This is a genomic window from Shinella agrisoli (assembly GCF_046557955.1).
Classification (GTDB): domain Bacteria; phylum Pseudomonadota; class Alphaproteobacteria; order Rhizobiales; family Rhizobiaceae; genus Shinella.
Genome location: NZ_JBJIEP010000018.1, coordinates 23,225 through 49,663 on the forward strand (window position 1 = coordinate 23,225; position 26,439 = coordinate 49,663).

The following is a 26,439-nucleotide window of genomic DNA, read 5'->3' on the forward strand; positions in this document are numbered from 1 at the left end:
TCCTTCGGGACGAGGCCTCACGCGTCCGCGAGATCCGGAATGCGCAGCACCTGGCCGGGATAGATCTTGTCCGGATGGGAGAGCATCGGCCGGTTGGCATCGAAGATCACCGTGTGCTTCGCGCCCTTGCCCTTGCCGTAATGCGCTTCGGCGATCTTCCAGAGGTTGTCGCCCTTCTTGACCGTATAGAAGACCGGTTCCTTGGCAGGGGCGGCCGCGACGGCAAGCGCCTCAGTGTCGACCTTGGAAACCCCAAGCGTGTTGCCGACGGCCACGATGGCCTTCTCGAAGACGGCCTGATCGGCGACGCTGCCCTTCAGGACCACCTTGTCGTCGACGACCTCCACCTGCACCTGGTCGGTGCCGAGGCCGTGCGATTCCAGTTCCTTCTTCACCGCGTCGGCGTCGGGCGCTTCGTCGTCCCCACCGATTCCGAGCTTCTTGCCGGCATTCTTGATAAAGCTGAAGAGACCCATGTTTACCTCCTGTTTTCCCGACTTAAGCAGACCTCGCCCACAAAGGAAAGGTTTCGTTTCCTTCACACGCATAAACGGCCAAGTTGCGGCAATCATTCGCCGGTCGGCTTGGCCCGCATGCGTTTCACGTCGGCCCGGCCCGATTTTTCCTTGAGCCGGCGCTCGACCGAGCCCTTCGTCGGCTTCGTCTTCCTGCGCGGCGGCGGTGGCGGCTCGGCGGCCTTGAGGATCAGCTCCTTCAGCCGCTCGCGCGCGTCCTCGCGGTTGCGCTCCTGGCTGCGGAAGCGGTTCGCCTCGATCATCAGCACGCCGTCCTTGGAAACCCTGCGGCCGGCGAGCCTTTCCGCATTCGCCTTGACCCGGCCGCCGAGCGAGGGCGAGTTGCGCAGGTCGAAGAAGAGCTGGACCGCCGTCGAGACCTTGTTGACGTTCTGCCCGCCCGGCCCGCCGGCCAGCACGAACTGCTCGGTCAGTTCCCAGCCGGCAATCGTGATCGCATCGTTGATGTAAAGCGGGTCGCTGGCCATGGATGTTCCTTTCCCGGCCGTTGTAGCGGGTGGCCGGGAAAACGGGAAGCCGCCTGCCGAAACGAAAAACCCGGCCTTTCGAGCCGGGTTTCACGTGAATCATCGACAGGAGACCTATTCGGCGGCGACCTTCAGGCCGGGAGCGGCGTCGCGCACGCTGCCGTCCACCTGGTCCTCGAACTTCTCGAAGTTGGCGATGAACATGTCGACCAGCTTCTGGGCCTGCTTGTCATAGGCAGCGCCGCTCGCCCAGGTCGAGCGCGGGTCGAGGATCTTGGTGTCGACGCCCGGCACCGAAACCGGCACCTGGAAGCCGAAATTGTCGTCGCGGCGGAAGAGCGCGTCCTTCAGCGATCCGTCGAGGGCGGCGGCAAGCAGGGTGCGCGTCGCCTTGATCGGCATGCGCCGCCCTTCACCATAGGCACCGCCCGTCCAGCCGGTGTTGACCAGCCAGCAATCGACGCCGTGCTTGGCGATCAGTTCCTTGAGCAGATTGCCGTAGACCGTTGGATGACGCGGCATGAAGGGGGCGCCGAAGCAGGTCGAGAAGGTGGCTTCCGGCTCGGTCACGCCCCGCTCCGTGCCGGCGACCTTGGCGGTATAGCCGGAAAGGAAGTGGTACATGGCCTGGTCGGGCGTCAGCTTGGCGATCGGCGGCATCACGCCGAAGGCGTCGGCGGTCAGCATGATGATCGTCTTCGGATGGCCGGCGCGGCCGGTCTCGCTGGCATTGGGGATGAAATGCAGGGGATAGGCGCAGCGGGTGTTCTCCGTCAGCGAGCCGTCGTTGAAGTCCGGCACGCCGTTCGCGTCGAGCACGACGTTTTCGAGCACGGTGCCGAAGCGCTGGGTCGTGGCGTGGATCTCCGGCTCGGCCTCGGCCGAAAGGCGGATCGTCTTGGCGTAGCAGCCGCCCTCGAAGTTGAAGATGCCGTTCTCGCCCCAGCCGTGCTCGTCGTCGCCGATGAGCGTGCGGTTCGGATCGGCCGACAGCGTGGTCTTTCCGGTGCCGGACAGGCCGAAGAAGACGGCCGCGTCGCCCGCCGGGCCGACATTGGCCGAGCAGTGCATCGGCATGACCTTCTGCGACGGCAGCAGCCAGTTGAGCACGGTGAAGACCGACTTCTTCATCTCGCCGGCATAGTAGGTGCCGGCAATCAGCACGATGCCGCGCGTCAGGTCGCAGGCGATCATGGTTTCCGTGCGGGCGCCATGGCGGGCGGGATCGGCCTTGAAGGTCGGCAGGTCGATGATGGTGAGCTTCGGCACGAAGGCCGCAAGGTCCTTCTCTTCCGGCCGGATAAGCAGGTTGCGGATGAACAGCGAATGCCAGGCAAGCTCCGTGACGACACGGGTCGGCAGCGCGTAATCGGCATCGGCCCCGCCGATAAGATCCTGCACGAAGAGATCGCGTTCGCCGGCGTGCGCCAGCATGTCGGCGTGGAGCGCGTCGAAGTGCTCACGCGAGAGGGCCTTGTTGTTGTCCCACCAGATATGGCCCTCGGTGTTCTCGTCGCGCACGACGAACTTGTCCTTCGGCGAGCGGCCGGTGTGCTGGCCGGTCAGCGCGCGCAGGGCGCCGTGGGCGGTCTTCACAGCCTCGCCGCGGCCGAGCGCCTCTTCATAGAGGGCTTCCGCTGCAAAGTTGTACCGGACCGTGCCGTTGGTGTGGATACTCATCGCGGTGAGCCCCTGAGCGGGGTTGCGAACGCCAAGTTCCTGCATGGTCCAGTTTTCCTCCATGGCGACAAGACCGGGGTGAATTTCGCAGGAAACTAATCTGCCGTTGTCACAAAGACAAGAGAGGAATCAAAATTAGGCAATAATATCAAATAATTAATCGATTTAAATAATTATGCTACTTTTTTAATCGTTTGAATAATCGATTTAAAAATGACTCGGTGAATGCGGCTGAAACGTCTCCCTTTATCTTCGCCACAATTTGTTCCACCTTTATCCCCAAGGAGGCGCATCACATCCAGGACAGGAACTCGGATCCGAGGTCGGGAAAGGCGCCTATGAATATGGAGACAAGCAGGATGCAGACGATCGCACTCGTAGACGACGACCGGAATATCCTAACATCCGTGTCGATCGCCCTGGAGGCGGAAGGCTACAAGGTCGAGACCTATACGGACGGTGCGTCCGCCCTCGACGGCCTTCTCGCCCGCCCGCCGCATCTTGCGATCTTCGACATCAAGATGCCGCGCATGGACGGCATGGAGCTGCTGCGCCGGCTGCGCCAGAAATCGGACCTGCCGGTGATCTTCCTCACCTCGAAGGACGAGGAGATCGACGAACTGTTCGGCCTCAAGATGGGCGCGGACGACTTCATCACCAAGCCGTTCTCCCAGCGCCTGCTGGTCGAGCGCGTCAAGGCGATCCTGCGCCGCGCCTCGAGCCGCGAGGCGGCCGCCTCGGGCAGCACCGGCGGGGCGGCGAAGTCCGGCGAGGTGGCGGCCCGTTCGCTCGAACGCGGCCAGCTCGTCATGGACCAGGAGCGCCATACCTGCACCTGGAAGGGCGAGCCGGTGACGCTGACCGTCACCGAATTCCTCATCCTCCATTCGCTGGCCCAGCGTCCCGGCGTCGTGAAAAGCCGCGATTCGCTGATGGATGCCGCCTATGACGAGCAGGTCTATGTCGACGACCGCACCATCGACAGCCACATCAAGCGGCTCCGCAAGAAGTTCAAGATGGTCGATACCGACTTCGACATGATCGAAACGCTCTACGGCGTCGGCTACCGCTTCCGCGAAACCGCCTGAGGCGATTTCGCTTGCATCGACCGCGGCGGCGATGGCATGCCGCGGCCGGCGGCGCATCACCGCCGCACAGAGGATAGACCCGCTTGTTGCAGAACGTGCCGGAAAGGGATGGAGAAGACGTCGAGGGCCGGCCCGCGCCGCGCTCGCTGCGCCGCCGCTGGACCCATCCCTTCACGCTGGCGCGCCGTATCTTCGGCAATGCGGTCTTTTCCAGCCTCACGCGCCGCATCCTCTTCTTCAACCTCGTCGCGCTCGTCGTGCTCGTGGCGGGCATCCTCTATCTCAACCAGTTCCGCGAGGGCCTGATCGACGCACGCGTCGAAAGCCTGCTGACCCAGGGCGAGATCATCGCCGGCGCGATCTCGGCCTCCGCCTCGGTCGACACCAACTCGATCACCATCGACCCGGAAAAGCTGCTGGAGCTGCAGGCCGGCCAGAGCATCACGCCCCTGCCGAACGACGAGGACCTCGAATTCCCGATCAACCCGGAGCGCGTGGCACCGGTCCTGCGGCGGCTGATCTCGCCGACACGCACCCGCGCCCGCATCTACGACACGGATGCCAACCTCCTGCTCGATTCCCGGCACCTCTACACGCAGGGCCAGGTGCTGCGCTTCGACCTGCCGCCGGTCGAGCCCGAGAGCCCAAGCCTCATCGAGCGCATGAACGTCTGGTTCAACCGCATCCTCCAGCCGAGCAACCTGCCGCAATACAAGGAAGCGCCGGGCGGCGACGGCTCGATCTACCCCGAGGTGATGAACGCGCTGACCGGGGTGCGGGGCGCCGTCGTGCGCGTTAACGACAAGGGCGAGCTGATCGTCTCCGTCGCCGTGCCCGTGCAGCGCTTCCGCGCCGTGCTCGGCGTGCTGCTGCTTTCCACGCAGGCGGGCGACATCGACAAGATCGTGCATGCCGAACGCCTCGCCATCATGCGCGTCGCGGGCGTCGCCGGCCTCGTCAACATCGCGCTCTCGCTGCTTCTTTCCAGCACCATCGCCAACCCGCTGCGCCGGCTTTCGGCGGCGGCGATCCGCGTGCGGCGCGGCGCCAAGGAGCGCGAGGAAATCCCGGACTTCTCCGTGCGCCAGGACGAGATCGGCAACCTTTCCATCGCGCTGCGCCAGATGACGACGGCGCTCTACGACCGCATCGACGCGATCGAGAGCTTTGCCGCCGACGTCAGCCACGAGCTGAAGAACCCGCTGACCTCGCTGCGCAGCGCCGTCGAGACCCTGCCGCTCGCCCGCACGGACGATTCCAAGAAGCGCCTCATGGACATCATCCAGCACGACGTGCGCCGCCTCGACCGCCTGATCAGCGACATTTCCGACGCTTCGCGGCTCGACGCGGAGCTTGCCCGAAGCGACGCGCGCACGGTCGACCTCGAAAAGCTGCTCGGCGACCTCATCGACATTTCCCGCCAGGTCAACAACCGCAAGAAGCCGGTGATCCTCGACTTCGTCGTCGACCGGAAGGACAATCCGAAGTCCAAGTTCGAGGTCAGCGGCTACGAGCTGCGCATCGGCCAGATCGTCACCAACCTCATCGAGAATGCGCGCTCCTTCGTGCCCGACGAGGGCGGACGCATCGTCGTGCGCCTGTCGCGCGGGCGGGGCGAGCGCTGCATCATCCAGGTCGAGGACAACGGGCCCGGCATCCAGGCGGAGAACATCGACCGCATCTTCGAACGCTTCTACACGGACCGCCCGGCGAGCGAGGGCTTCGGCCAGAATTCCGGCCTCGGCCTCTCCATCTCGCGGCAGATCGCCGAAGCCCACGGCGGCACGCTGAAGGCGGAGAACATCATCGACAAGGCGACCGGCGACGTCGCCGGCGCGCGCTTCACGCTCGCCCTTCCGGCCGGCACGCAGAAATGACCACGTCCTCCAACGTGCACGGAACGGCCATCGTGATCGGCACGACGGGCCTTCTGTTCGTCGGCCCGTCCGGCGCCGGCAAGAGCGCGGTCGCCCTCGCCTGCATTGAGGACGCACGGGCCCGCGGCCTGTTCGCCGCTCTCGTCAGCGACGACCAGGTTCTGGTGCGCGCGGCGGGCGGCCGCCTCGTCGCCCGCGCGCCGGCCAGCATCGCCGGCCTTGCGGAAATGCGCGGCACCGGCATCATCGAGACGGCGACCATCGAGACGGCCGTGCTGCACAGGGCCGTGCGCCCCGTCGCGCCGCCTTTCGACGAACGCCTTGCGCCGGAAGGCGAAACAATCGCGGTCCTTCCCGCGTTCCCCCTGCCGCTGACCCGGCTGCCGCTCTTTCCCGGGTGCACCGCATTCTCGACCTTGGCCGCAATCCATCCGGAAATGCTGGCGCATTGACGGCGAAAGCCCCGGCAAAAAGCGGAATCGGGCATTTTGGGCTTGCACTTGGCCTTTTCATTGACATGATGGCCACCCCAATGGTGGACGGATTTGTTGCATTGCGGTATTCGGCCGTCCGTTCGAATTGGGGAAATGGGAGCGACTGCTGATGATCGGACTGGTGCTTGTCACCCATGGCAAGCTGGCGGAGGAATTCCGGCACGCACTTGAACATGTCGTTGGTCCGCAAAAGGCGATCGAGACCGTCTGCATCGGCCCAGAGGACGACATGGACCAGCGCCGCCAGGACATCCTGGAAGCGGTCATGAAGGCCGACCAGGGCCATGGCGTCATCATCCTCACCGACATGTTCGGCGGCACGCCGTCGAACCTTGCCATCTCGGTGATGACCGGCGAGGGCATCGAGGTGATCGCCGGCGTCAACCTTCCCATGCTGATCAAGCTCGCCGGCATCCGCGGCGAGAACAACATGGAAAAGGCGCTGATCGACGCTTCCGAGGCAGGCCGCAAATATATCAACGTGGCAAGCCGCGTCCTGAGCGGCAAATAGGGATTGCCCGCCGTCCATGACCGTCTCGAGAGAGCTTCTCATCATCAACAAGCGGGGCCTGCATGCCCGCGCCTCAGCGAAATTCGTCCAGACGGTCGACGGCTACGATGCCGAAGTGACCGTCTCCAAGGACGGCATGACGGTGGGCGGCACCTCGATCATGGGCCTGATGATGCTGGCGGCCAGCCCCGGCTGCAGCGTGCTCGTGACGGCGACCGGCGCGCAGGCGCGCGAAGTGCTCGATGCGCTCGACGCGCTCATCGCCGACCGTTTCGGCGAAGAGATGTAGGCCCTCCTTCGATATAAGGATATAAAGACTTCTTTATATCAGGTTGCTCCAGCCGGCGTTTCCTGATAGGAAGCGCCATCACGGACAAGACCGTTCGTTTTCCGCAATTCCGGCCCAAACCGCGCATACCTGCTGGAATTGCCAAAGAAGGCTGGAGACCTCATGACCACCACGAAGGACTACCACGTTGCCGATATCGGGCTTGCCGATTTCGGCCGCAAGGAAATTCAGATCGCCGAGACGGAAATGCCGGGCCTGATGGCCTGCCGCGAAGAGTTCGGCGCTTCCAAGCCCCTCAAGGGCGCGCGCATCACCGGCTCGCTGCACATGACCATCCAGACCGCCGTCCTCATCGAGACGCTGGTCGCGCTCGGCGCCGAAGTCCGCTGGGCCTCGTGCAACATCTTCTCCACGCAGGACCATGCCGCCGCCGCGATCGCCGCCGCCGGCATCCCGGTCTACGCCGTCAAGGGCGAGACGCTGACGGAATACTGGGAATATACCGACAAGATCTTCCAGTGGGCCGACGGCGGGCTTTCCAACATGATCCTCGACGACGGGGGCGACGCCACCATGTACATCCTGCTCGGCGCGCGCGCCGAAGCAGGCGAGAACGTGCTCACGAACCCCGGCTCGGAGGAAGAGGAAATCCTCTTCGCCCAGATCAGGAAGCGCCTTGCCGCTTCGCCGGGCTGGTTCACGAAGCAGCGCGACGCCATCAGGGGCGTGACGGAAGAGACGACGACCGGCGTCAACCGTCTCTACCAGCTCCAGCAGAAGGGCCTCCTGCCCTTCCCGGCGATCAACGTCAACGACTCGGTCACCAAGTCGAAGTTCGACAACAAGTACGGCTGCAAGGAATCGCTGGTCGACGGCATCCGCCGCGGCACCGACGTGATGATGGCCGGCAAGGTCGCCGTCGTCTGCGGCTACGGCGACGTCGGCAAGGGCTCCGCGGCGTCCCTGCGCGGCGCCGGCGCCCGCGTGAAGGTCACCGAGATCGACCCGATCTGCGCGCTGCAGGCCGCCATGGACGGCTATGAGGTCGTACAGCTCGAGGACGTCGTCTCGACCGCCGACATCTTCATCACCACCACCGGCAACAAGGACGTCATCCGCCTCGAGCACATGCGCGAGATGAAGGACATGGCGATCGTCGGCAATATCGGCCACTTCGACAACGAGATCCAGGTCGCGGCGCTCAGGAATTTCAAGTGGACGAACGTCAAGCCGCAGGTCGACCTCGTCGAGTTCCCGAAGGGCAACCGCATCATCCTCCTGTCGGAAGGCCGCCTGCTGAACCTCGGCAACGCCACCGGCCACCCGTCCTTCGTGATGTCCGCCTCCTTCTCCAACCAGGTGCTCGCCCAGATCGAGCTCTTCACGAAGGGCGAGACCTACAAGAACGAGGTCTACGTGCTGCCGAAGCAGCTCGACGAGAAGGTGGCGCGCCTGCACCTTGCCAAGCTCGGCGCAAAGCTCACCGAGCTTTCCGACGAGCAGGCCAACTATATCGGCGTGACGCCTCAGGGCCCGTACAAGGCCGAGCACTACAGGTACTGATCCTTACCCGGATTATCCACAACATCTAGGGGCTGCGCGCTTGACAAGGCGCGCGGCCTCTTTTTTGCCCCCGTCCCTTCCCGACGATTCGGGAAACAAGTATCGTTTAAACCGTTGATTCGGCGTGCAGATGCGGACCCTTCGCGCCGGGTCGGGATGTCTTGTCGATCAGGCGGCAAACGGACGGAGACATACCGGGGATGATGTCGGAACTGAAACGAGGCCGTTCCGGGCTGCCTTTCGGCGTGCCGGGGCGGGATGCGGCGCATTCGTCTGCGCCTCGAAATGCGGATATGGTTAACGGCCGGTCGACGGACCGCGGCAGGCGCATTCTGGCGGCCGGCTCGGCGCTGACGTCGCTCGCCCTTGCCGGCCCGGCCCATGCCGCCGGCCCCTACCTTGCCACCACGGAAATCGTCACCGTCTCCATGCTGCTCGGCGTGATGTCGGCGGCGATGGTCTCCGCGGTCTGGATGATCCGCCAGCGAGGCCGCATGGAAGCGGAGAACCGCGAGCTGAAGGCGCACCTTTCCGACGCCCGCCACAACGTTTCCCGCCTCCAGGCGCTCATCGGCGACAAGAACCGCCGGATCGTCGTCTGGGACGGCCTTTCCGACAAGCCGGAATTCCTGGGCCAGCTGCCGCCGGAGACCGGGGCCCCGCAGGCCGACCGCGAGTTCCTCGCCTTCGGCCGCTGGCTGAAGCCGACCTGCGCCGCCGGGATCGAACGCGCCGTCGAAAGACTGCGCTCCCAGGCGCAGAGCTTCGACCTCATCGTGGAAACGATCCGCGGCGAGGTGGTGGAAGCGCAGGGACGCGTTTCCGGCGGGCAGGCCTTCGTGCGCTTCGTGGCGCTCAACAACCTGCGGGCGGAAGCGGCCGAACTGAAGCTCGAACGGGACCGGCTCGTCGCCGCGCTCACCACCCTGCAGGGCCTGCTCGACCAGATCGACCTGCCCGTCTGGCAGCGCGCCGCCGACGGTTCGCTCGCCTGGGTCAACGAAGCCTATGCCGAGGCCGTCGAGGCGAAGGATGCGGCCAGCGCCGTGCGCGAGAACCGCGAGTTGCTGCCGACCATCGCGCGTGAGAAAATCCGCGCCACCAGCACCTACGACACGCCCTTCCGCGACAAGGTCTCCACCGTCGTGCACGGCAACCGCAGCTTCTTCGAGGTGGTCGACGCGAAGAGTCCGACGGGCTCGGCGGGCATCGCCGTCAACGTCTCCGACGTGGAAGCAGTGCGCGAGGAACTGGTGCGCACGCTGAAGAGCCATGCCGAGACGCTCGACCACCTCGCGACGCCCGTCGCGATCTTCGACGGCGAGCAGCGCCTGCAGTTCTACAACCAGGCTTTCCAGCGCATGTGGGAGATCGACACCGCCTTCCTCGAGGGCAAGCCGGGCAATGGCGAGCTTCTCGACCGCCTGCGCGCGGGCGGCAAGCTGCCGGAACAGCTCAACTGGCGGCAGTGGAAGGAAAACGCGCTTTCCGTCTACCGCGCGATCGACACGCAGACCGACCTCTGGCACCTGCCGAACGGCCAGACGCTGCGAGTCTTCGCGACAGCCCGCCCGCAGGGCGGCGCCACCTGGGTCTTCGAGAACCTGACCGAGAAGGTCGACCTCGAAACGCGCTACAACACGCTGGTGCAGGTGCAGGACGAGACGATCGACCACCTTGCGGAAGGCGTCGCCGTGTTCAGCCCGGACGGACGCATCCGCCTTTCCAACCCGGCTTTCCGGGCGCTGTGGGGCATCAGCGAGGCGGAGGCGAAATCCGGCACCCATATCCGCGCCATCGAGCAGGCCTGCACCCCGTCCTACGACAAGCCGGACGGCTGGAAGCGCTTTGCCCACATGATCACCAGCTTCGACGACGAGCGCCCGTCCTGCCAGGGCGTCCTGGAGCTGCGCACCGGCCTGGTGCTCGACTTCGCGGTCATTCCGCTTTCCAACGCGCAGACCATGCTGACCTTCGTCAACATCACCGACAGCGTGCGCGTCAGCCGCGCGCTGACGGAAAAGAACGAGGCGCTGCGCAAGGCGGACGCGCTGAAGAACGATTTTGTGCAGCACGTTTCCTACGAGCTGCGCTCGCCGCTCACCAACATCATCGGCTTCGCGGACCTCCTCAAGACGCCGAGCATGGGCGAGCTCAACGAGCGCCAGGCCGAATATGTCGACCATATCGCGACCTCCTCGGCGGTGCTGCTCACCATCGTCAACGACATCCTCGACCTTGCCACCGTCGATGCCGGCATCATGGAGCTGGACTATACGGAGATCAACCTGACGGACCTGCTCGACGACGTGTCCATGCAGTTCGCCGACCGCCTGCACGACGCGCAGGTGACGCTGGAGATCACGGCGCCGGACAATCTCGGCACGATCGTCGCCGACCAGCAGCGCCTCAAGCAGATCCTCATCAAGCTGCTCGGCAATGCCGCGAACTTCGCGCCGGAAGGCAGCTCCATCGGCCTCAAGTGCTGGCGGGAAGGCAGGGACCTCGTCTTCACCGTCTCCGACCGGGGACCGGGCATCCCGCAGGACGTGCTGAAGACGGTCTTCAACCGCTTCGAAAGCCACGGACGCCACGGCGGCGCCGGGCTCGGCCTCTCGATCGTGGAAAGCTTCGTGAGCCTGCACCACGGCACCGTCACGATCGACAGCCACGAGGGCCGCGGCACGGACGTCACCGTGCGCATCCCGTCCGCAACGATGACGTCCTTCGCGGCGGCGGAATAGGCCCGCATGGCGCTCGACATCTTCCTCGCCGACGAAGCCGCCACCATCCGCTTCGGCGAAGACATGGCGCTGGCCCTGAAACGCGGCGACTATGTCGGGCTCTCCGGCGATCTCGGCGCCGGCAAGTCGACCTTCGCCCGCGCGCTGATCCGCGCCGTCGCCGACGACGCCCTGCTCGACGTGCCGAGTCCGACCTTCACGCTCGTGCAGAGCTACGACCTCCGCCTCCCCGTCGCCCATTTCGACCTCTACCGCATCGCCGATGCCGCCGAGATCGACGAGCTCGGTTTCGACGAGGCACTGTCGGACGGCATCTGCCTCGTCGAGTGGCCGGAAAAGGGCGAAGGGACGCTGCCTGCGGACGGCATCACGCTGCGCTTCACCCACGAAGGCGACGGCCGGCGCGTTGCCGTCGACGCTCCGGCGCCGGCGCTTGCCCGCATCCGCCGCTCGCTGGCGATCCGCGCCTTCCTCGACGAAGCCGGCTACCAGGACGCGATACGGCGGCACCTGACCGGCGATGCCTCGGTGCGCGCCTACGAACATGTCCGCTCCGGCGGCGCGCGCTACGTACTGATGGATGCGCCGCGCCACACGCCGGGACCGATCCTCGCGGACGGCAAGTATTACCAGCAGATCGCCCACATCGCCGAGGACGTGAAACCGTTCATCGCGGTCGGCCGGCATCTCGTTTCCCGCGGCCTTCGCGCCCCGGCAATCCACGAAGCGGATATGGAACAGGGCATCCTGCTCATCGAGGATCTCGGCAGCGATGGCGTTCTTGACGCGAACGGCGCGCCGATTGCCGAGCGCTACCGCGAGAGCGCCGCCTGCCTTGCGCATATGCACGGCCAGGCCTTCGAACGCGATCTGCCCGTGGCGGAGGGCATCATCCACCATGTGCCCGACTTCGACCGCGACGCGATGCAGATCGAGGTGAGCCTGCTCACCGACTGGTATCTGCCCTGGAAGCGCGGCACGCCGGCGAGCGAGGAGGAACGCCGCGCTTACATCGCCATCTGGGACGCTCTGATCGAGAGCCTTTCGGGCGCCGAGCACAATCTTCTTTTGCGCGACTTCCATTCGCCCAACATCATCTGGCGGCCCCGGGCGGCCGGCATCGACCGGGTCGGCATCATCGATTTCCAGGACGCAATGATCGGCCCTTCGGCCTACGACGTCGCCTCTCTGGTGCAGGACGCCCGCGTCGACGTGCCGGAGGACATGGCCGGCGACGTGCTCGACCACTACCTTTCGCTGCGCGAAAGGCAGGGAGGCTTCGACCGGGACCGTTTCCTGCGCGACTGGCACGTGATGGCGGCGCAGCGCAACTGCAAGCTCGCCGGCATATGGGTTCGCCTGATGCAGCGGGACGGCAAGCCGGCCTACATGCGCCATATGCCCCGCACGTTCCGCTATCTGGAACGGGCGCTTTCCCATCCCGACCTCGCCCCCTTGCGCGCGTGGTGCGAAAAGGCTGGAATCCTCGCGACCGAATCATAGCGCGAGTGCCCGATGAAGATCGAAGACGCCATGGTGCTGGCCGCCGGCCTTGGAACGCGCCTGCGCCCCATCACCGACACGATGCCGAAGCCGCTGGTGCCGATCGCCGGCAAGCCGATGATCGACTACGGGCTCGACGCGCTGGCGGAGGCGGGCATCACGCGCGCTGTCGTCAACGTGCACCACTTCGCCGACCAGATGAAGGCGCATCTCGCAGGCCGCACCGAGCCGCGGATCATCGTCTCCGACGAGACGGACCGGCTGATGAATTCCGGCGGGGGATTGGCGAAGGGCCTGAAGCTGCTCGGCCGCGGCCCCGTTCTGGTGATGAACGCGGATCTCTTCTGGATCGGCGAGACGCCCGGCGGGAAGACAAACCTCCAGCGGCTTGCTGAAGGCTTCGACCCCGCGGCGATGGACATCCTCATGCTCTGCGTGAAGCTCGAGGACACGACCGGCCACAACGGCAAGAGGGATTTTTCGCTCGATGCGGAGGGCCGCCTCACCCGCTACAGGGACGGCAGCGGCACGCCCGTCGTCTATGCCGGCGCACTCGCCCTGATGCCGGCGCTGCTGGACGATGCGCCGGACGATGCCTTCAACCTCAACATCTATTTCGACCGGGCCATCGAGAAGGGCCGGCTCCGCGGCATCATGCTCGACGGCCACTGGATCACCGTCGGCACGCCGGAGGCGATCGGCGCTGCGGAGGCCGTCATCGGCGCGTTCCGCGAGGCGGCGGCGTGACGGCGGGCGCCCGGGGCGGCCGCATCTATTCGATCCCCGCGAGCCTGCCCTTCCTCAAGACGGTCGCGGCAAGCCTCGTCGACGGCCGGCTCGTTCCCGGCTTCACCTACGATCCAGCCGATCCGCTGGCGCTCGCCGACGTCACGATCTACGTGCCGACGCGGCGTTCGGCCCGCGTCATCCGCTCGGAATTCGTCGACCTGCTCGGCGGGCGCTCGGCCATCCTGCCGACCATCCGCGCGCTCGGCGAGACGGACGACGACAGCGGCTTCTTCGACGAGGTGCCCTCCGCCTTGCTCGACATGGCCGAACCGCTTTCCGGCCCGACGCGGCTTCTCGAACTCGCCCGCCTCGTCCTTGCCTGGCGCAACCGGCTGCCGGCTGCCGTCACCTCGGTCCACGCGGACAGCCCGCTCGTCGCCCCGGCAAGCCCTGCCGATGCCGTCTGGCTTGCCCGCAACCTCGCCGAGATCATCGACGCGATGGAGACGGAGGAGCTGGACTGGTCGGCGCTCGACAATCTCGACGTTTCCGGCCATGCGCTCTGGTGGCAGCTCACCGCCGAATTCCTGAAGATCGCCAGCGACTTCTGGCCGGCGCGGCTTGGCGAGCTGAACCGCTCCTCGCCGTCGCTGCGGCGCAACGCGACGCTGCATGCCGAAACGGAACGCTACCGCCATTCGCCGCCGGACGGCCCTGTTATCATTGCCGGCTCGACAGGCTCCATTCCGGCAACCGCCGGGCTGATCGCCGCTGTCGCCAAGCTGCCGAACGGCGTCGTCATCCTGCCCGGGCTCGACCGCTTCATGTCCGACGCCGAATGGCTGCTCGTCGGCCATCCGGGCGGCGCGGACGGGGCGTGCAAGCCGGATGCCGCGTCCCGCAGCCACCCGCAATACGGTCTCCACCGCCTGCTCTTAAGGATGGGCTGCACCCGTGACGACGTGGAGACGCTCGGCACGCCGCCCGGACACCTGGAATACCGCGCGCAGGTCCTCTCCAGCGCCTTCCTGCCGACCCAGGCGACCGCGGGTTGGGGCGAGATCCGCGGCATGCTCGATGCGGGCCGCATGGCGGAGGCGTTTCGCGACGTCTGCCTCGTGGAGGCGGCGAACGAGCGGGAAGAGGCGCTGGCCATCGCCATCGCGCTGCGTCTCGCCCTCAAAGACAGCGAGGATGCGCAGGCGGCCCTGATCACGCCGGACCGCAAGCTCGGGCGGCGCGTCGCGGCGGAACTTGCCCGCTTCGGCATCGAGGCGGACGATTCGGCCGGCACGCCGCTTCTCTCCACGCCGCAGGGCACGTTGCTGCGATTGCTCGTCGAAGCGGCCTTGCGCCCCGGCGACCCGGTGCCGGTCGCAGCCTTGCTCAAGCATCCGCTCGCCCGCTTCGGCCTTCCCGAAGCCGGCAGGCGCGAGGCCGTGACCGCGCTGGAACTGACGGCGCTGCGCGGCGGTACGGCCGAGATTGACGTTTCGACGCTCGAACCGCTGCTGGAGGCCGCCGTCGCCCGGCAGGCGGAGGACCGCCATCCGCCCGCCTGGCGCACGGCGCTGCCGGCGGAGGCCGTTGCCGCCGCCCGCAATCTCGCGCGCCGGGTCGCCGAGGCCGTCGAGCCGCTTGCCGGCCTCCTTGTGCAGGAGAGCCGGTCGGGACGGCGTTTCACCTCGAAACTGGCGGTTTCCGAATGGGCGGAGCGGACCGGCCGCGCGCTGGAGGCGGTCGCGGCGGACGAGCGCGGCGACCTTGCGGCGCTCTGGTCGGGCGAGGCCGGCGACAGCCTCGCGGGCCTCCTCAAGAGCGTGATCGAGACGGACGGGCTAGTCGAGGCCGACGGGCCGCAATGGTGCGACATCATCGAGGCGCTGGCAGCGGGCGAGAGCGTCAAGCCGCGCTCCATGCGCCATCCGCGCGTCTTCATCTTCGGCGCGCTCGAATCACGCCTGCAGAGCGTCGATACGGTGGTGATCGGCGGCCTCAACGAGGGCACATGGCCGGGACAGGCGGCGAACGACGCCTTCCTCTCGCGCGTGATGAAGGTGGAGATCGGGCTGGAGCCGCCGGAGCGGCGCATCGGCCAGCTCGGCCACGACCTGCAGATGGCCGCCGGCACGCCGAAGCTCGTCCTGACGCGGGCGCTGCGCAGCGGCACCGCCCCGACCGTCGCCTCGCGCTGGCTGCAACGGCTGCTGGCCGTCGGCGGCCCGGGGCTGGCTGACGACCTGCGCGCGCGCGGCAGGAACCTCATCGAATGGGCGAACGGGATCGACAGGAGCGCGCCGGTGCCGAATGCCCCGCGCCCGGCACCCTGCCCGCCGGCGGAGATGCAGCCGAAGAAATATTCCTTCAGCGAGATCGGACGGCTGCGGCGCGACCCCTATGCGCTCTACGCCCGGCATATCCTGCGGCTCGATCCGGTCGCGCCCTTCAATCTCGATCCCGGCCCCGCCGAGCGCGGCTCGCTCTATCACCGTATCGTCGAGCGCTTCGTACGGGAGGAAAAGACCGGCGAACCGCTCAGCCTGATCGGCCGCATCCTGAAGGAGGAATTCGATGCCGTGGCCCTGCCGGCGCATATCGACGCCGTGTGGCGGCCGCGCTTTGCCGCCGTCGCCCGCGCCTTCGTCGACTGGCACCGGGCACGGGCCGGCGGCGTGCGGGAAAGCCTGACGGAAGTGCCGGCCTCGCTCGACCTTTCCCCCGGCGGCATCCGGCTCACCGGCATTGCCGACCGCATCGACATCCTGCCGGACGGCAGCGCCGACATCATCGACTACAAGACGGGCAGCACGCCGTCGCTGAAGGTCGCGCGGGCGCTGCTCGACCCGCAGCTTGCGCTGGAGGCGGCGGCAATTCGGCGCGGCGCCTTCCGCGGCCCCGGCATTCGCGAGCCGGCGAACCTTCTCTACGTGCGCCTCAAACCCGGCGAACGGTTCAAGGCGGAGCAGGTGAACAACGAGCATTCCAAATCCGCCGGCTCGACACCGAAATCCGCATCCGAGCTTGGCGAGGAAGCGCTGGCGGAACTGGAGAAGCTGCTGACGGGACTGATCGAGGGGCGCTACGGCTTCGTCTCCCGGCTCATTCCCGAGCAGGAGCGCGACTACGGCGGGGAATACGACCATCTGGCGCGCGTCGCCGAATGGTCGTCCGCGGAAAACGGCGGGGAGAGCGAGGATGCCTGAGGAAGGGATTTCCCCGGAGGACCGGCCCGCCTCCGCCGATCCTGCCGCCTGGCTGAGCTGGACGTCGCAGAAGCAGGCGCTGGCCTCCGATCCCGCACGCTCGGCCTGGGTCTCGGCCAATGCCGGCTCGGGCAAGACGCATGTCCTGACCCAGCGGGTGATCCGCCTGCTGCTCGCCGGCTGCCGCCCCTCGGCCATCCTCTGCCTCACCTATACGAAGGCCGCCGCCTCCGAAATGTCGAACCGCGTCTTCGAGCGGCTTGCCGAATGGGCGACGCTGTCCGACGAGGCGCTTTCCGATCGCGTCGCGGCAATCGAAGGCACGCGGCCGGATCTCTTCAAGCTCGCCGAGGCGCGCCGCCTCTTCGCCCGTGCGCTCGAAACGCCGGGCGGGCTGAAGATCCAGACCATCCACGCCTTCTGCGAGGCGCTGCTGCACCAGTTCCCGCTGGAGGCCAACGTGGCCGGTCATTTCTCCGTGCTCGACGACCGGGCGGCGGCCGTGCTGCTGGCGGATGCGCGGCGCACGCTCCTGACCGCAACAGCGAGCGAAGACGACCGGACGCTGGCCGCCGCCTTCGCCACCGTGCTCGACATCGCCGACGATACGGGCCTCGAAAGGCTGATCTCCGACATCGTCGCACGCCGCGGGCCGATCCGCGAATTCCTCGAAGCCGCCCGAAAGGCGGGCGGCGCGGATGCGGTCCTGCGCCGGGAGATCGGGCTGGAGCCGCACGAGACGGCCGAGGACATCCTCGCCGCCTTCTGGCCGCTCGACGGCTTGCAGGGTGCGGCGCTGGAAACCTATCTCGCCGCCGCGGAAAGCCTCGGCAGCGACACGGTGAAGACCACCGCCGCGGGCCTGCGCGGCATAACGCGGTTGACGGACGCCGAGGCGCGCCGCGCCGCGCTCCAGGATCTCTTCTTCACCGGCACCGGCGCACCGCGCAGCCTGGAGCGCTCGTTCCTCTCCAAGAAGGTGCGTGACAGCGCGCCCCAACTCGAAGCGGCGCTTCTGGCGGCGCAGGCACATGTGGTCGCCTGCGACGACCGGCTGCGGCGGTTCCGCATGTACGAGGCGACATGGGCGGCGCTCGTCATCGCCGAACGGCTGATCGGCGATTACGAGGATCTGAAGCGCACGCGCAGCCTGCTCGACTTCGACGACCTGATCGACCGAACCGCAGCGCTGCTGACGCGCGAGCGGGTGAGCGCCTGGGTGCACTACAAGCTCGACCAGGGCATCGACCATATCCTCGTCGACGAGGCGCAGGACACCAGCCCGCGGCAGTGGCAGATCGTCAAGGCGCTGACGGACGATTTCTTCGCCGGCGAAACGGCGCGGGTCGCCGGACGCACGATCTTCGCGGTCGGCGACGAGAAGCAGTCGATCTATTCCTTCCAGGGCGCGCGGCCGGAGCGCTTTGCCGAGGAGGGACGCGAGGTATCGAAGCGCACGCAGGCGGCGGAGGCGGCGTTCAGCCCGATCCGCCTGTTGCTCTCCTTCCGCTCGGCGCGGGACGTGCTTTCGGCCGTCGACCGGGTGTTCCTCGATCCGGCAAACGCGCGCGGGCTGACGCCGGACGGCAGCGAGATCGTACACGCCTCCAACCGCGGACGGGAACCCGGCGCCGTCGACATCTGGGAGGTGATCGCCGCGCCGCCGGGGCTGGACGAGGAGGACTGGACGGCGCCCTTCGACGCGGTCGCCGAGGAAGCGCCGATCAACGTGCTGGCCCGTCGCATCGCCGATACGCTCGCTTCCTGGATCGGCCGCGAGACGGTGACGGAGAAGGGCAAGGCCCGGCCGATGGAAGCCGGCGACGTCATCGTGCTGGTGCGCAAGCGCGACGCCTTCGTCAATGCGCTGACCCGAACGCTGAAGCAGCGGCACAACCTGCCCGTCGCCGGCGCCGATCGGCTGGTGCTGACGAAGCACATCGCCGTGCAGGACCTCATGGCGCTCGGCCGCTTCGCCGTGCTGCCGGAGGACGACCTTTCGCTGGCCGCCCTGCTGAAGAGCCCGTTGTTCGGCCTTGGCGAGGAGGCGCTGTTCGAGCTTGCGGCCCGGCGCGCCGATCGTCAGAGCCTTTGGGCACGGATGCGCGAGGCGGCGGAGGCGGATGCGGAGCTTGCGCCGATCGTTCGCCGGCTTGAGAACGCCATCAGCGATGCAAGCAGCCAGTCCGTGCACGACTTCTATGCCCGCATTCTCGGTGCGGGGGGCGGGTGGAAGGCCTTCCTTGCCCGGCTCGGGGCGGAGGCGGGCGAGATCATAGACGAATTTCTCACCTTCGCGCTGGAGCAGGAGGAGAACGGCCTGCCGGGGCTGCAAGCCTTCGTCTCGACGCTGGAGCTGGAGGCGCCGACGGTCAAGCGCGAACAGGACAAGGCACGCGGCGAGATCCGCATCATGACCGTGCACGCCGCCAAGGGCCTGGAGGCGCCGGTGGTCTTCCTCGTCGATGGCGGGGCGAAGGCCTTCAGCCACAGCCACATGCCGCAGCTGCGCTTCCTCGCAACGCCGGGCCTTGCCGGCGGCCTGCCGGCCTGGCTGCCGCTGAAGGAGCTCGGCAACGCGCTGACCGAGGCCGATGCGGAGCGCATCAAGGCGGGCGCGGAAGAGGAATATCGCCGGCTGCTCTATGTGGCGATGACGCGTGCGGCCGACCGGCTCGTCGTCTGCGGCTACCGCGGACGGCAGGAGAACAAGGACACCTGGCATCCGATGATCACGGCCGCCCTCTCCGCAGACGGCGAGCGGTGCGTGGAGAGAACCTTTTCGACGAAGAACGAAAGCTGGCAAGGCTTTGCCTGGCGTGAGGCGGGTGCCGCCACGGCCGGCGACGTTTCCGCAGCGACGGTCGAGAAGAAGCCGGAGGTAGCGTTGCCGGACGCTTTAAGACGTCCGCTGCCGCCGCAGAAATCGCTGCCGCGACCGCTGAGCCCGTCCGGCGCGGCGGCGGTGATCGAGACGGATGCGGCGGACCTTATGGTGCCTTCGGCGCTCTTCGGCAGGAAGGGAAGCGTTCCGGGAGCCGGGCTTGCGCTGGAGCGCGGGCGCATCCTGCACCGCTTCCTGCAGGTCCTGCCCTCCTTCGACCCGGCGGAACGGCCGGCGGCCGCGCGGCGCTATCTCGAACGCGCGGCCGCGGGCTGGCCGCAGGCCGCACGGGATTCGCTCGTCGGGGCAGCGCTGGCGGTGATCGACGACGAACGCCTTGCCACGATCTTTTCGCCGGCCGCGCGGGCCGAGGTGTCGATCATGGGCACGCTGACGCTCGGCAGCCGGGAATTTGCCGTTTCCGGACGCATCGACCGCATGGCGGTGACGGAGAACGCGGTCGAGATCGTCGATTTCAAGACGAACCGCGCACCGCCGGCGGCGGCGGGCGACATTCCGTTCGAGCACCGGGCGCAGCTGGCGATCTATCGCGCCATCCTCGCGCCTCTCTATCCGGGACGGGAAATCCGCTGCGGGCTGATCTACACGGAAGCGGCAAAAACCTATTGGCTGGATGCCGGCCAGATGGATGCGAGCCTTGCCGAACTTGCCACAAAGTGAGATACCGGAAAGGACGATCCGCCGCCTGCCCGACCATGTCCGGCCTTGAAACCGGGGGCAGGCAGCATCACATCTCTTGCAACGATCACCATTCAAGGAGAGCCTCATGGCTACCGTTAAAGTCGACCAGTCCAATTTCCAGGCCGAAGTTCTGAATTCCGCAGAGCCGGTCGTCGTCGATTTCTGGGCCGAATGGTGCGGCCCGTGCAAGATGATCGCGCCCGCGCTCGAGGAAATCTCTTCCGAACTTGCCGGCAAGGTTAAGGTCGCCAAGCTCAACATCGACGAGAACCCGGAACTTGCCGCCCAGTACGGCGTGCGCTCGATCCCCACGCTCGCCATGTTCAAGGGCGGCGAAGTGGCCGACATCAAGGTAGGCGCCGCACCGAAGACGGCGCTCTCCTCCTGGATTTCCGGCGCCGCCTGATCAGCTGGCGAGCGGACCAACATCGAGCCCGGCCTTTGCGCCGGGCTTTTTTCTTACCCGCAACCGCCATCCTCGGCGTTGAGCCCGAGGAGCCACGCGACAAAGAAGGTGTGCTTCCCTGGTCAGGCCGGCGGCGTGCCGTTGTCGGCGAGGACGTCGCCGACAAGATAGAGCGAGCCGCCGATCAGGATACGCGGCGGCACCGCGTCTTCGGCGGTGATGCGAGCGATCTCGGCAAGCGCATCGTCCACCGTCGAGACCGGCTCGGCGTCGAGGCCGGCACGGGCGGCGTCACCGGCGAGCGCCACCGGATCGAGACCGGCATCCGAGCTGCGGACTGGCACCGTGAAGACGCGCTCGGCAAGGCCGCCGAAGGGCTCGAAATAGCCGACCGGATCCTTGGTGTTGATCATGCCGGTAATCAGGAAGAGCGGACGCGCCTCGCGCTCCTCGAAGTTCGCCATGGTCTCGGAAATCACCTGGCCGGCACCGGGATTGTGGCCGCCGTCGACCCAGATCTCGCTGCCGCGCGGGGCAAGCCGTGCCAATGCCCCGTCCGTCAGCCGCTGCAGGCGGCCCGGCCATTCGACGCGGGCAAGGCCGATCTCCAACGCGTGGTCGCCGACCGCAAAGCCGGCGGCCCTGACGGCGCGGATCGCCGCGGCGGCATTGGCATATTGATGGCGGCCCGGCAGGCGCGGCAAGGGCAGGTCGGCAAGGCCGAATTCGTCCTGGTAGACGAGGCGGCCGTATTCCTCGTGCGCCATGAAGTCCTGGCCGTAGACGGCATGGGGGCAGCCGAGCCGCTCGGCGGTCTCGACCAGCACGTCGCGGGCGGCGTCCTCCGGCTGGTAGCCGATGACGACCGGGGCACCGCGCTTCATGATACCGGCCTTTTCCGCCGCGATGAGTTCCACACGGTCGCCGAGATAGGCCTGGTGGTCGAGCGAGATCGGCATGATGACGGAGACGGCGGGACGCGGGATGACGTTCGTCGCGTCGAAGCGGCCGCCGAGGCCGACCTCGATGATCGCCACGTCCGCCGGGTGCTCGGAAAAGAGCAGGAAGGTGACCGCCGTCAAGATCTCGAAGACGGTGATCTTCTGGCCGCCATTGGCCTTGGCCACGCGGCGCACGGCATCGGCGAGGACGCCGTCCCCGACGAGCTGGCTGCGACCATCCTTCACGCCGAGCCGGTAGCGCTCATGCCAGTTGACGAGATGGGGCGAGGTGTGGACGTGGACGGCGAGGCCTTCTGCTTCCAGGATCGAGCGGCAGAAGGCCGTGACCGAACCCTTGCCGTTGGTGCCGGCCACATGGATGACCGGCGGCAGCTTCAGGTGCGGATCGCCGAGGGCGGCAAGCAACCGCGTGATGCGGTCCAGCGAGAGATCGAATCCCTTGGGATGGAGCGCGAGAAGCTTCTCGATCTCCGTTGCCGCTTCGCTGGCCGTCACCATCGTCCTGCCGCCTCCCGGCCGTTAAGGCTTATTGGGCCGCGATGGCGATGGCGCCGTCCGCGACCGTTGCAGACGCCGCCGGCTTCTTCATGAGGATCTTCAGAAGGCGGGCCAGCGTATCGGGAATGTCATGGCGCTTGACGACCATGTCGACCATGCCGTGCTCCAGAAGGTATTCCGCGGTCTGGAAGCCTTCGGGCAGCTTTTCGCGGATCGTCTGCTCGATCACGCGCTTGCCGGCAAAGCAGATTTCCGCACCGGGTTCGGCGAGGTGGATGTCGCCCAGCATGGCATAGGAGGCCGTCACGCCGCCCGTGGTCGGGTTGGTGAGCACGACGATATAGGGCAGGCCGGCCTCCTTCAGCATCTCCACGGCGACCGTGGTGCGCGGCAGCTGCATCAGCGAGAGGATGCCTTCCTGCATGCGCGCGCCGCCGGAGGCCGGGAACATGACGAGCGGGCACTTTTCCGCGATCGCGCGCTCGAAGGCCTTGATGATCGCCTCGCCGGCGGCGATGCCGAGCGAGCCGCCCATGAAGTTGAACTCGTGCACGACGGCGACGAGCTTGACGCCGCGCACCCTGCCCACACCGGCGACGATGGTGTCTTCCAGCTCGGTCTTGGCGCGGCTGTCCTTCAGGCGGTCGGTGTACTTCTTGGAATCGCGGAATTTCAGCGGATCCTGCGCCACCTTCGGCTGCGGCAGGGCCTCGTAGACGCCGTCGTCGAAGAGGTCCTTGAGGCGCGCCTTCGCCGGCATCTTCATGTGGTAGCCCGAGGCCGGGATGACCCACTTGTTCTCCTCGAGATCGCGGTGAAACACCATCTCGCCGGTTTCCGGGCACTTGATCCAGAGGTTCTCCGGAACGTCCCGGTCAGGGCGGCCGAGCATCGAGTTGATCTTCGGCCGAACGTAGTTCGTGATCCAGTTCACTGGTCTAGACTCCCGTTATGACGGTTACCATGTGGGATTTTCACTCCGCCGCCGCAAGGCGCGCATCGCGCACGCCCGATGCGAGGCTCATCACCAGAGTCTCGACGCCAGCAACGGTGGCGGCGCTGGCCTGGCCGTCCGCGGTGAGGCTGGAAGCGATCTGGTTGACGATGGCCGTGCCGACGACGACGCCGTCCGCCGAGGCGCCGATGGCGCGGGCATGCTCGGCCGTCTTGACGCCGAAGCCGACGCAGACCGGCAGCTTCGTATGCGCCTTGATGCGGCCGACCGCGCCGGAAATCAGCGACGGATCCGGCAGGGCCGACCCGGTGATGCCGTTCATCGAGACGTAGTAGACGAAGCCGGAGGTGTTCTTCAGGACCGCCGGCAGACGCTTCTCGTCGGTGGTCGGCGTCGCCAGGCGAATGAAGTTTATGCCCTTGGCGACAGCCGGGATGCACAGCTCGTCGTCCATTTCCGGCGGCAGGTCGACGACGATCAGGCCGTCGATGCCGGCTTCAAGCGCATCGTCGAGGAAGCGGTCGACGCCGTAGACGTAGATCGGGTTGTAGTAGCCCATCAGCACGATCGGCGTCGCGCCGTCCGTCTTGCGGAAGTCGCGGGCCATCTGCAGCGTCTTGGCGAGCGTCTGGCCGCCCTTCAGCGCGCGCTGGCCGGCCAGCTGGATCGCCGGGCCATCGGCCATCGGGTCGGAGAAGGGCATGCCGAGCTCGATGACGTCGGCGCCGGCCTTCGGCAGCGCCTTCATGATCTCCAGCGAACTCGTGTAATCCGGATCGCCGCTCATGAAATAGGTGACGAGGGCCGGGCGGCCTTCGGCGGAAAGATCCGCAAAGCGTTTGTCCATGCGCGCGGTCATCTTAGGCTCCGTACTCGAATAGGATAGGTGTTCTGCAAGCCGTATCTCGTGCCTGAGTAGAAGGAAAGGTGCAGGAAATGTGCTCCATTTTCAAACCTTTCCGACGCCCGCAGGCACGAGATACGGCTTGCCCGAAGGGTTGACCGGAATGGGCCGCCTGATCGCGCGCAATGCTCGACAAGGCCTTCCGGCCTTGCCTTGCGCTTGCACGCTTCCATTCAATCCCATTCCGGTCAACAGAACACCTATCCTATTCGAGTACGGAGCCTAAAGCTCCATGCCGAGGATCTTGCCGACGGTGAAGATGTCCTTGTCGCCGCGGCCGGAGAGGTTCATCAGGATGATCTGGTCCTTGCGCATCTTCGGCGCGCGCTTGATCACCTCGGCGACGGCGTGGCTCGGCTCCAGCGCCGGGATGATGCCTTCGAGCCTCGTCAGCAGCTGGAAGGCTTCCAGCGCCTCGTCGTCCATGATCGGCACGTATTCGGCGCGGCCGATCTCGTGCAGCCAGGCGTGCTCCGGGCCGATGCCGGGATAGTCGAGGCCGGCGGAGATGGAATGGCCTTCCTTGATCTGGCCGTCCGCATCCTGGAGCAGGTAGGTGCGGTTGCCGTGCAGCACGCCCGGCGAGCCCGCGGTCAGCGAGGCACAGTGCTCGTCGCCGTTCAGGCCCTTGCCGCCCGCCTCGACGCCGACGATCTTGACGTCCTTGTCGTCGAGGAAGGGATGGAAGATGCCGATGGCGTTGGAGCCGCCGCCGACGGCGGCCACCACCATGTCCGGCAGGCGGCCTTCGGCGGCGAGGATCTGCTCACGCGCTTCGGTGCCGATGACCGACTGGAAATCACGCACCAGCTCGGGGTAGGGATGCGGGCCGGCGGCGGTGCCGATCAGGTAATAGGTGTTCTCCACATTCGTGACCCAGTCGCGCAGCGCCTCGTTCATCGCGTCCTTCAGCGTGCCGCTGCCGGCGGTGACGGGCTTGACCTCGGCGCCGAGCAGCTTCATGCGGAAGACGTTCGGGGCCTGGCGCTCGACATCGGTCGCGCCCATGTAGACGACGCAGGGCAGGCCGAAGCGGGCGGCGACCGTGGCCGAGGCGACGCCATGCTGGCCCGCGCCGGTTTCTGCGATGATGCGCGTCTTGCCCATGCGTTTGGCGAGCAGGATCTGGCCGATGCAATTGTTGATCTTGTGCGAGCCGGTGTGGTTCAGCTCCTCGCGCTTGAAATAGATCTTCGCGCCGCCGAGGTGCTCCGTCAGGCGCTCGGCGTAGTAGAGCGGGCTCGGCCGGCCGATGTAATGGGCGCCGAGCGCCTTCAGCTCGGCCTGGAAGGCGGGATCGGTCTTCGCCTTGTTCCACTCCTCCTGCAGGTCGAGGATCAGCGGCATCAGGGTCTCGGCGACGAAGCGGCCGCCGAAGATGCCGAAGCGGCCGTCCTCGTCCGGGCCTTCGCGGAACGAATTCAGGTTGGGTGACTGGTTCACGTGCCTCTCCCTGCGGCGGCGGCCTCACGTTCCGCTTCCTGCACCGCTTCAAAAAATGCTTCCATCAGGCCGAGGTCCTTGACGCCCGGCGCGCTCTCGACCCCGGAGCTGACGTCGATGCCCGGCGCGCCGGTCAGCCGGACGGCCTCGGCGATGTTGTCCTTGTTCAGCCCACCGGAAAGCATGTAATCGACGCCCCCGTCAAGCAGATGCATGAGCGTCCAGTCGAAGGCGACGCCGTTGCCGCCCGGAAGTTCGGAGCCTGCCGGCGGCTTGGCGTCGAACAGGAAGCGGTCGGCAATGCCGATATAGGGATCGATCTTCTTCAGATCGTCCGCCTCGCGCACGGAGAAGGCCTTCATCACCGGCAGGCCGTAGACCGCCTTGATATTCAGCACCCGTTCCGGACTCTCGCTGCCGTGCAGCTGGAGGACATCCGGCGCAAGCTGGTCGACGATCTCGTCGAGGTCGTCATTGTCGGCATTCACGGTGACGGCGACGATCCGTGCGCGGCCGCGCACGCGGTCGGCAAGGCGGCCGGCATCGAAAGGCTCGATGTTGCGCGGGCTCTTTGCAAAGAAGATGAAGCCGACATGGCTTGCCCCCAGGGACACGGCCCTGTCGACGGCTTCCCCGGTCTTCAGCCCGCAGATCTTGATGTCGAGTGTCATGGCGCAGGGAGTGGCACGAATCTCCTGAAGAGTCGAGCCGAAAGACGGCACCGGACCGACCGGAAGCGCCGCCCCTTGCGCAGGCGCGCGGCGCGCCCATATGGAGGGTAGACCAAGACCGGAGGCCTCCATGCGGCTCATCATCGCCATCGTCCTGCCCTTTCTCGTCTTCTTCACCATCGGGCGGCCGATCGCCGGCATCATCTGCCTCATCCTGCAGATCACGCTGATCGGCTGGCTGCCGGCTGCCATCTGGGCGGTCTACGCGCTGAGCCAGTACAATACGGACAAGAAGATCCGCGAAGCGCTCACCGACCGTCCCCGCTGAGT

At 66.7% G+C, this 26,439-nt stretch carries 21 protein-coding genes; 13 read left to right on the forward strand and 8 right to left on the reverse strand.

Going from position 1 to position 26,439, the window contains the following annotated elements:
* Positions 1-17: 17 nt before the first annotated feature.
* The 3 genes from lysM to ACIIOY_RS18750 all read right to left on the reverse strand — a co-directional run bounded on the left by lysM (position 18) and on the right by ACIIOY_RS18750 (position 2,728).
* A complete protein-coding gene (lysM, locus tag ACIIOY_RS18740) occupies positions 18-476 on the reverse strand; it encodes a peptidoglycan-binding protein LysM (RefSeq protein ID WP_411036192.1) in 459 nt (152 codons plus the stop codon).
* Positions 477-568: 92 nt separating this feature from the next.
* Positions 569-1,003 carry an alternative ribosome rescue aminoacyl-tRNA hydrolase ArfB gene (gene arfB / locus ACIIOY_RS18745; protein ID WP_411036193.1) on the reverse strand — a complete coding sequence of 145 codons (435 nt, stop codon included), beginning with the start codon at positions 1,001-1,003 and terminating at the stop codon, positions 569-571.
* A 114-nt stretch (positions 1,004-1,117) separates the two neighbouring features.
* Positions 1,118-2,728: a phosphoenolpyruvate carboxykinase gene (locus tag ACIIOY_RS18750; RefSeq protein ID WP_411036194.1), complete on the reverse strand. Its 1,611-nt coding sequence runs from the start codon at positions 2,726-2,728 to the stop codon at positions 1,118-1,120.
* 314 nt (positions 2,729-3,042) lie between these two features.
* Here ACIIOY_RS18750 and ACIIOY_RS18755 point away from each other — a divergent pair, with 314 nt between their 5' ends.
* The 12 genes from ACIIOY_RS18755 (at position 3,043) to trxA (ending at position 20,676) form a co-directional block, all read left to right on the forward strand.
* On the forward strand, positions 3,043-3,771 hold the full coding sequence (locus ACIIOY_RS18755; protein WP_411036195.1) for a response regulator transcription factor: 729 nt from the start codon (positions 3,043-3,045) through the stop codon (positions 3,769-3,771).
* Positions 3,772-3,917: 146 nt separating this feature from the next.
* Positions 3,918-5,648, forward strand: coding sequence for a sensor histidine kinase (locus ACIIOY_RS18760; protein ID WP_411036294.1), 1,731 nt, complete (start codon positions 3,918-3,920; stop codon positions 5,646-5,648).
* On the forward strand, positions 5,645-6,100 hold the full coding sequence (locus tag ACIIOY_RS18765; protein WP_411036196.1) for an HPr kinase/phosphorylase: 456 nt from the start codon (positions 5,645-5,647) through the stop codon (positions 6,098-6,100). Before ACIIOY_RS18760 ends, ACIIOY_RS18765 begins: the two co-directional genes overlap by 4 nt.
* Before the next feature lie 151 nt (positions 6,101-6,251).
* On the forward strand, positions 6,252-6,653 hold the full coding sequence (locus ACIIOY_RS18770) for a PTS sugar transporter subunit IIA (RefSeq protein WP_256120421.1): 402 nt from the start codon (positions 6,252-6,254) through the stop codon (positions 6,651-6,653).
* 16 nt (positions 6,654-6,669) lie between these two features.
* Positions 6,670-6,942, forward strand: coding sequence for an HPr family phosphocarrier protein (locus tag ACIIOY_RS18775; RefSeq protein WP_411036197.1), 273 nt, complete (start codon positions 6,670-6,672; stop codon positions 6,940-6,942).
* Positions 6,943-7,104: 162 nt separating this feature from the next.
* Positions 7,105-8,505: an adenosylhomocysteinase gene (ahcY, locus tag ACIIOY_RS18780; RefSeq protein WP_411036198.1), complete on the forward strand. Its 1,401-nt coding sequence runs from the start codon at positions 7,105-7,107 to the stop codon at positions 8,503-8,505.
* A 293-nt stretch (positions 8,506-8,798) separates the two neighbouring features.
* Entirely contained in the window at positions 8,799-11,249 is a 2,451-nt protein-coding gene (locus ACIIOY_RS18785; protein WP_411036199.1) for a PAS domain-containing sensor histidine kinase, read from the forward strand.
* Between the two features lie 6 nt (positions 11,250-11,255).
* On the forward strand, positions 11,256-12,752 hold the full coding sequence (gene tsaE, locus ACIIOY_RS18790) for a tRNA (adenosine(37)-N6)-threonylcarbamoyltransferase complex ATPase subunit type 1 TsaE (RefSeq protein ID WP_411036200.1): 1,497 nt from the start codon (positions 11,256-11,258) through the stop codon (positions 12,750-12,752).
* 12 nt (positions 12,753-12,764) lie between these two features.
* Positions 12,765-13,499, forward strand: coding sequence for a nucleotidyltransferase family protein (locus ACIIOY_RS18795; RefSeq protein WP_411036201.1), 735 nt, complete (start codon positions 12,765-12,767; stop codon positions 13,497-13,499).
* Positions 13,496-16,684, forward strand: a complete 3,189-nt coding sequence (gene addB / locus ACIIOY_RS18800; protein ID WP_411036202.1) for a double-strand break repair protein AddB — start codon at positions 13,496-13,498, stop codon at positions 16,682-16,684. Before ACIIOY_RS18795 ends, addB begins: the two co-directional genes overlap by 4 nt.
* Positions 16,677-20,249: a double-strand break repair helicase AddA gene (addA, locus tag ACIIOY_RS18805; RefSeq protein WP_411036203.1), complete on the forward strand. Its 3,573-nt coding sequence runs from the start codon at positions 16,677-16,679 to the stop codon at positions 20,247-20,249. Before addB ends, addA begins: the two co-directional genes overlap by 8 nt.
* Before the next feature lie 106 nt (positions 20,250-20,355).
* Positions 20,356-20,676, forward strand: a complete 321-nt coding sequence (trxA, locus tag ACIIOY_RS18810) for a thioredoxin (RefSeq protein ID WP_411036204.1) — start codon at positions 20,356-20,358, stop codon at positions 20,674-20,676.
* Positions 20,677-20,798: 122 nt separating this feature from the next.
* On the opposite strand, the gene ACIIOY_RS18815 is transcribed toward trxA, so the two are convergent.
* The 5 genes from ACIIOY_RS18815 to ACIIOY_RS18835 all read right to left on the reverse strand — a co-directional run bounded on the left by ACIIOY_RS18815 (position 20,799) and on the right by ACIIOY_RS18835 (position 26,109).
* Complete coding sequence (locus tag ACIIOY_RS18815; RefSeq protein WP_411036205.1) at positions 20,799-22,136, reverse strand: bifunctional folylpolyglutamate synthase/dihydrofolate synthase; 1,338 nt, start codon at positions 22,134-22,136, stop codon at positions 20,799-20,801.
* A gap of 28 nt (positions 22,137-22,164) precedes the next feature.
* On the reverse strand, positions 22,165-23,070 hold the full coding sequence (accD, locus tag ACIIOY_RS18820; protein ID WP_411036206.1) for an acetyl-CoA carboxylase, carboxyltransferase subunit beta: 906 nt from the start codon (positions 23,068-23,070) through the stop codon (positions 22,165-22,167).
* Between the two features lie 40 nt (positions 23,071-23,110).
* The gene (gene trpA / locus ACIIOY_RS18825; RefSeq protein ID WP_411036207.1) at positions 23,111-23,950 is read right to left on the reverse strand and encodes a tryptophan synthase subunit alpha; all 840 of its coding nucleotides are present in this window, start codon (positions 23,948-23,950) and stop codon (positions 23,111-23,113) included.
* A 267-nt stretch (positions 23,951-24,217) separates the two neighbouring features.
* The gene (trpB, locus tag ACIIOY_RS18830; RefSeq protein ID WP_411036208.1) at positions 24,218-25,438 is read right to left on the reverse strand and encodes a tryptophan synthase subunit beta; all 1,221 of its coding nucleotides are present in this window, start codon (positions 25,436-25,438) and stop codon (positions 24,218-24,220) included.
* On the reverse strand, positions 25,435-26,109 hold the full coding sequence (locus tag ACIIOY_RS18835; RefSeq protein ID WP_411036209.1) for a phosphoribosylanthranilate isomerase: 675 nt from the start codon (positions 26,107-26,109) through the stop codon (positions 25,435-25,437). Before ACIIOY_RS18835 ends, trpB begins: the two co-directional genes overlap by 4 nt.
* A gap of 130 nt (positions 26,110-26,239) precedes the next feature.
* Between ACIIOY_RS18835 and ACIIOY_RS18840 the strand changes: the two genes are divergently transcribed.
* The gene (locus ACIIOY_RS18840; protein ID WP_411036210.1) at positions 26,240-26,437 is read left to right on the forward strand and encodes a YqaE/Pmp3 family membrane protein; all 198 of its coding nucleotides are present in this window, start codon (positions 26,240-26,242) and stop codon (positions 26,435-26,437) included.
* Positions 26,438-26,439: the final 2 nt, after the last annotated feature.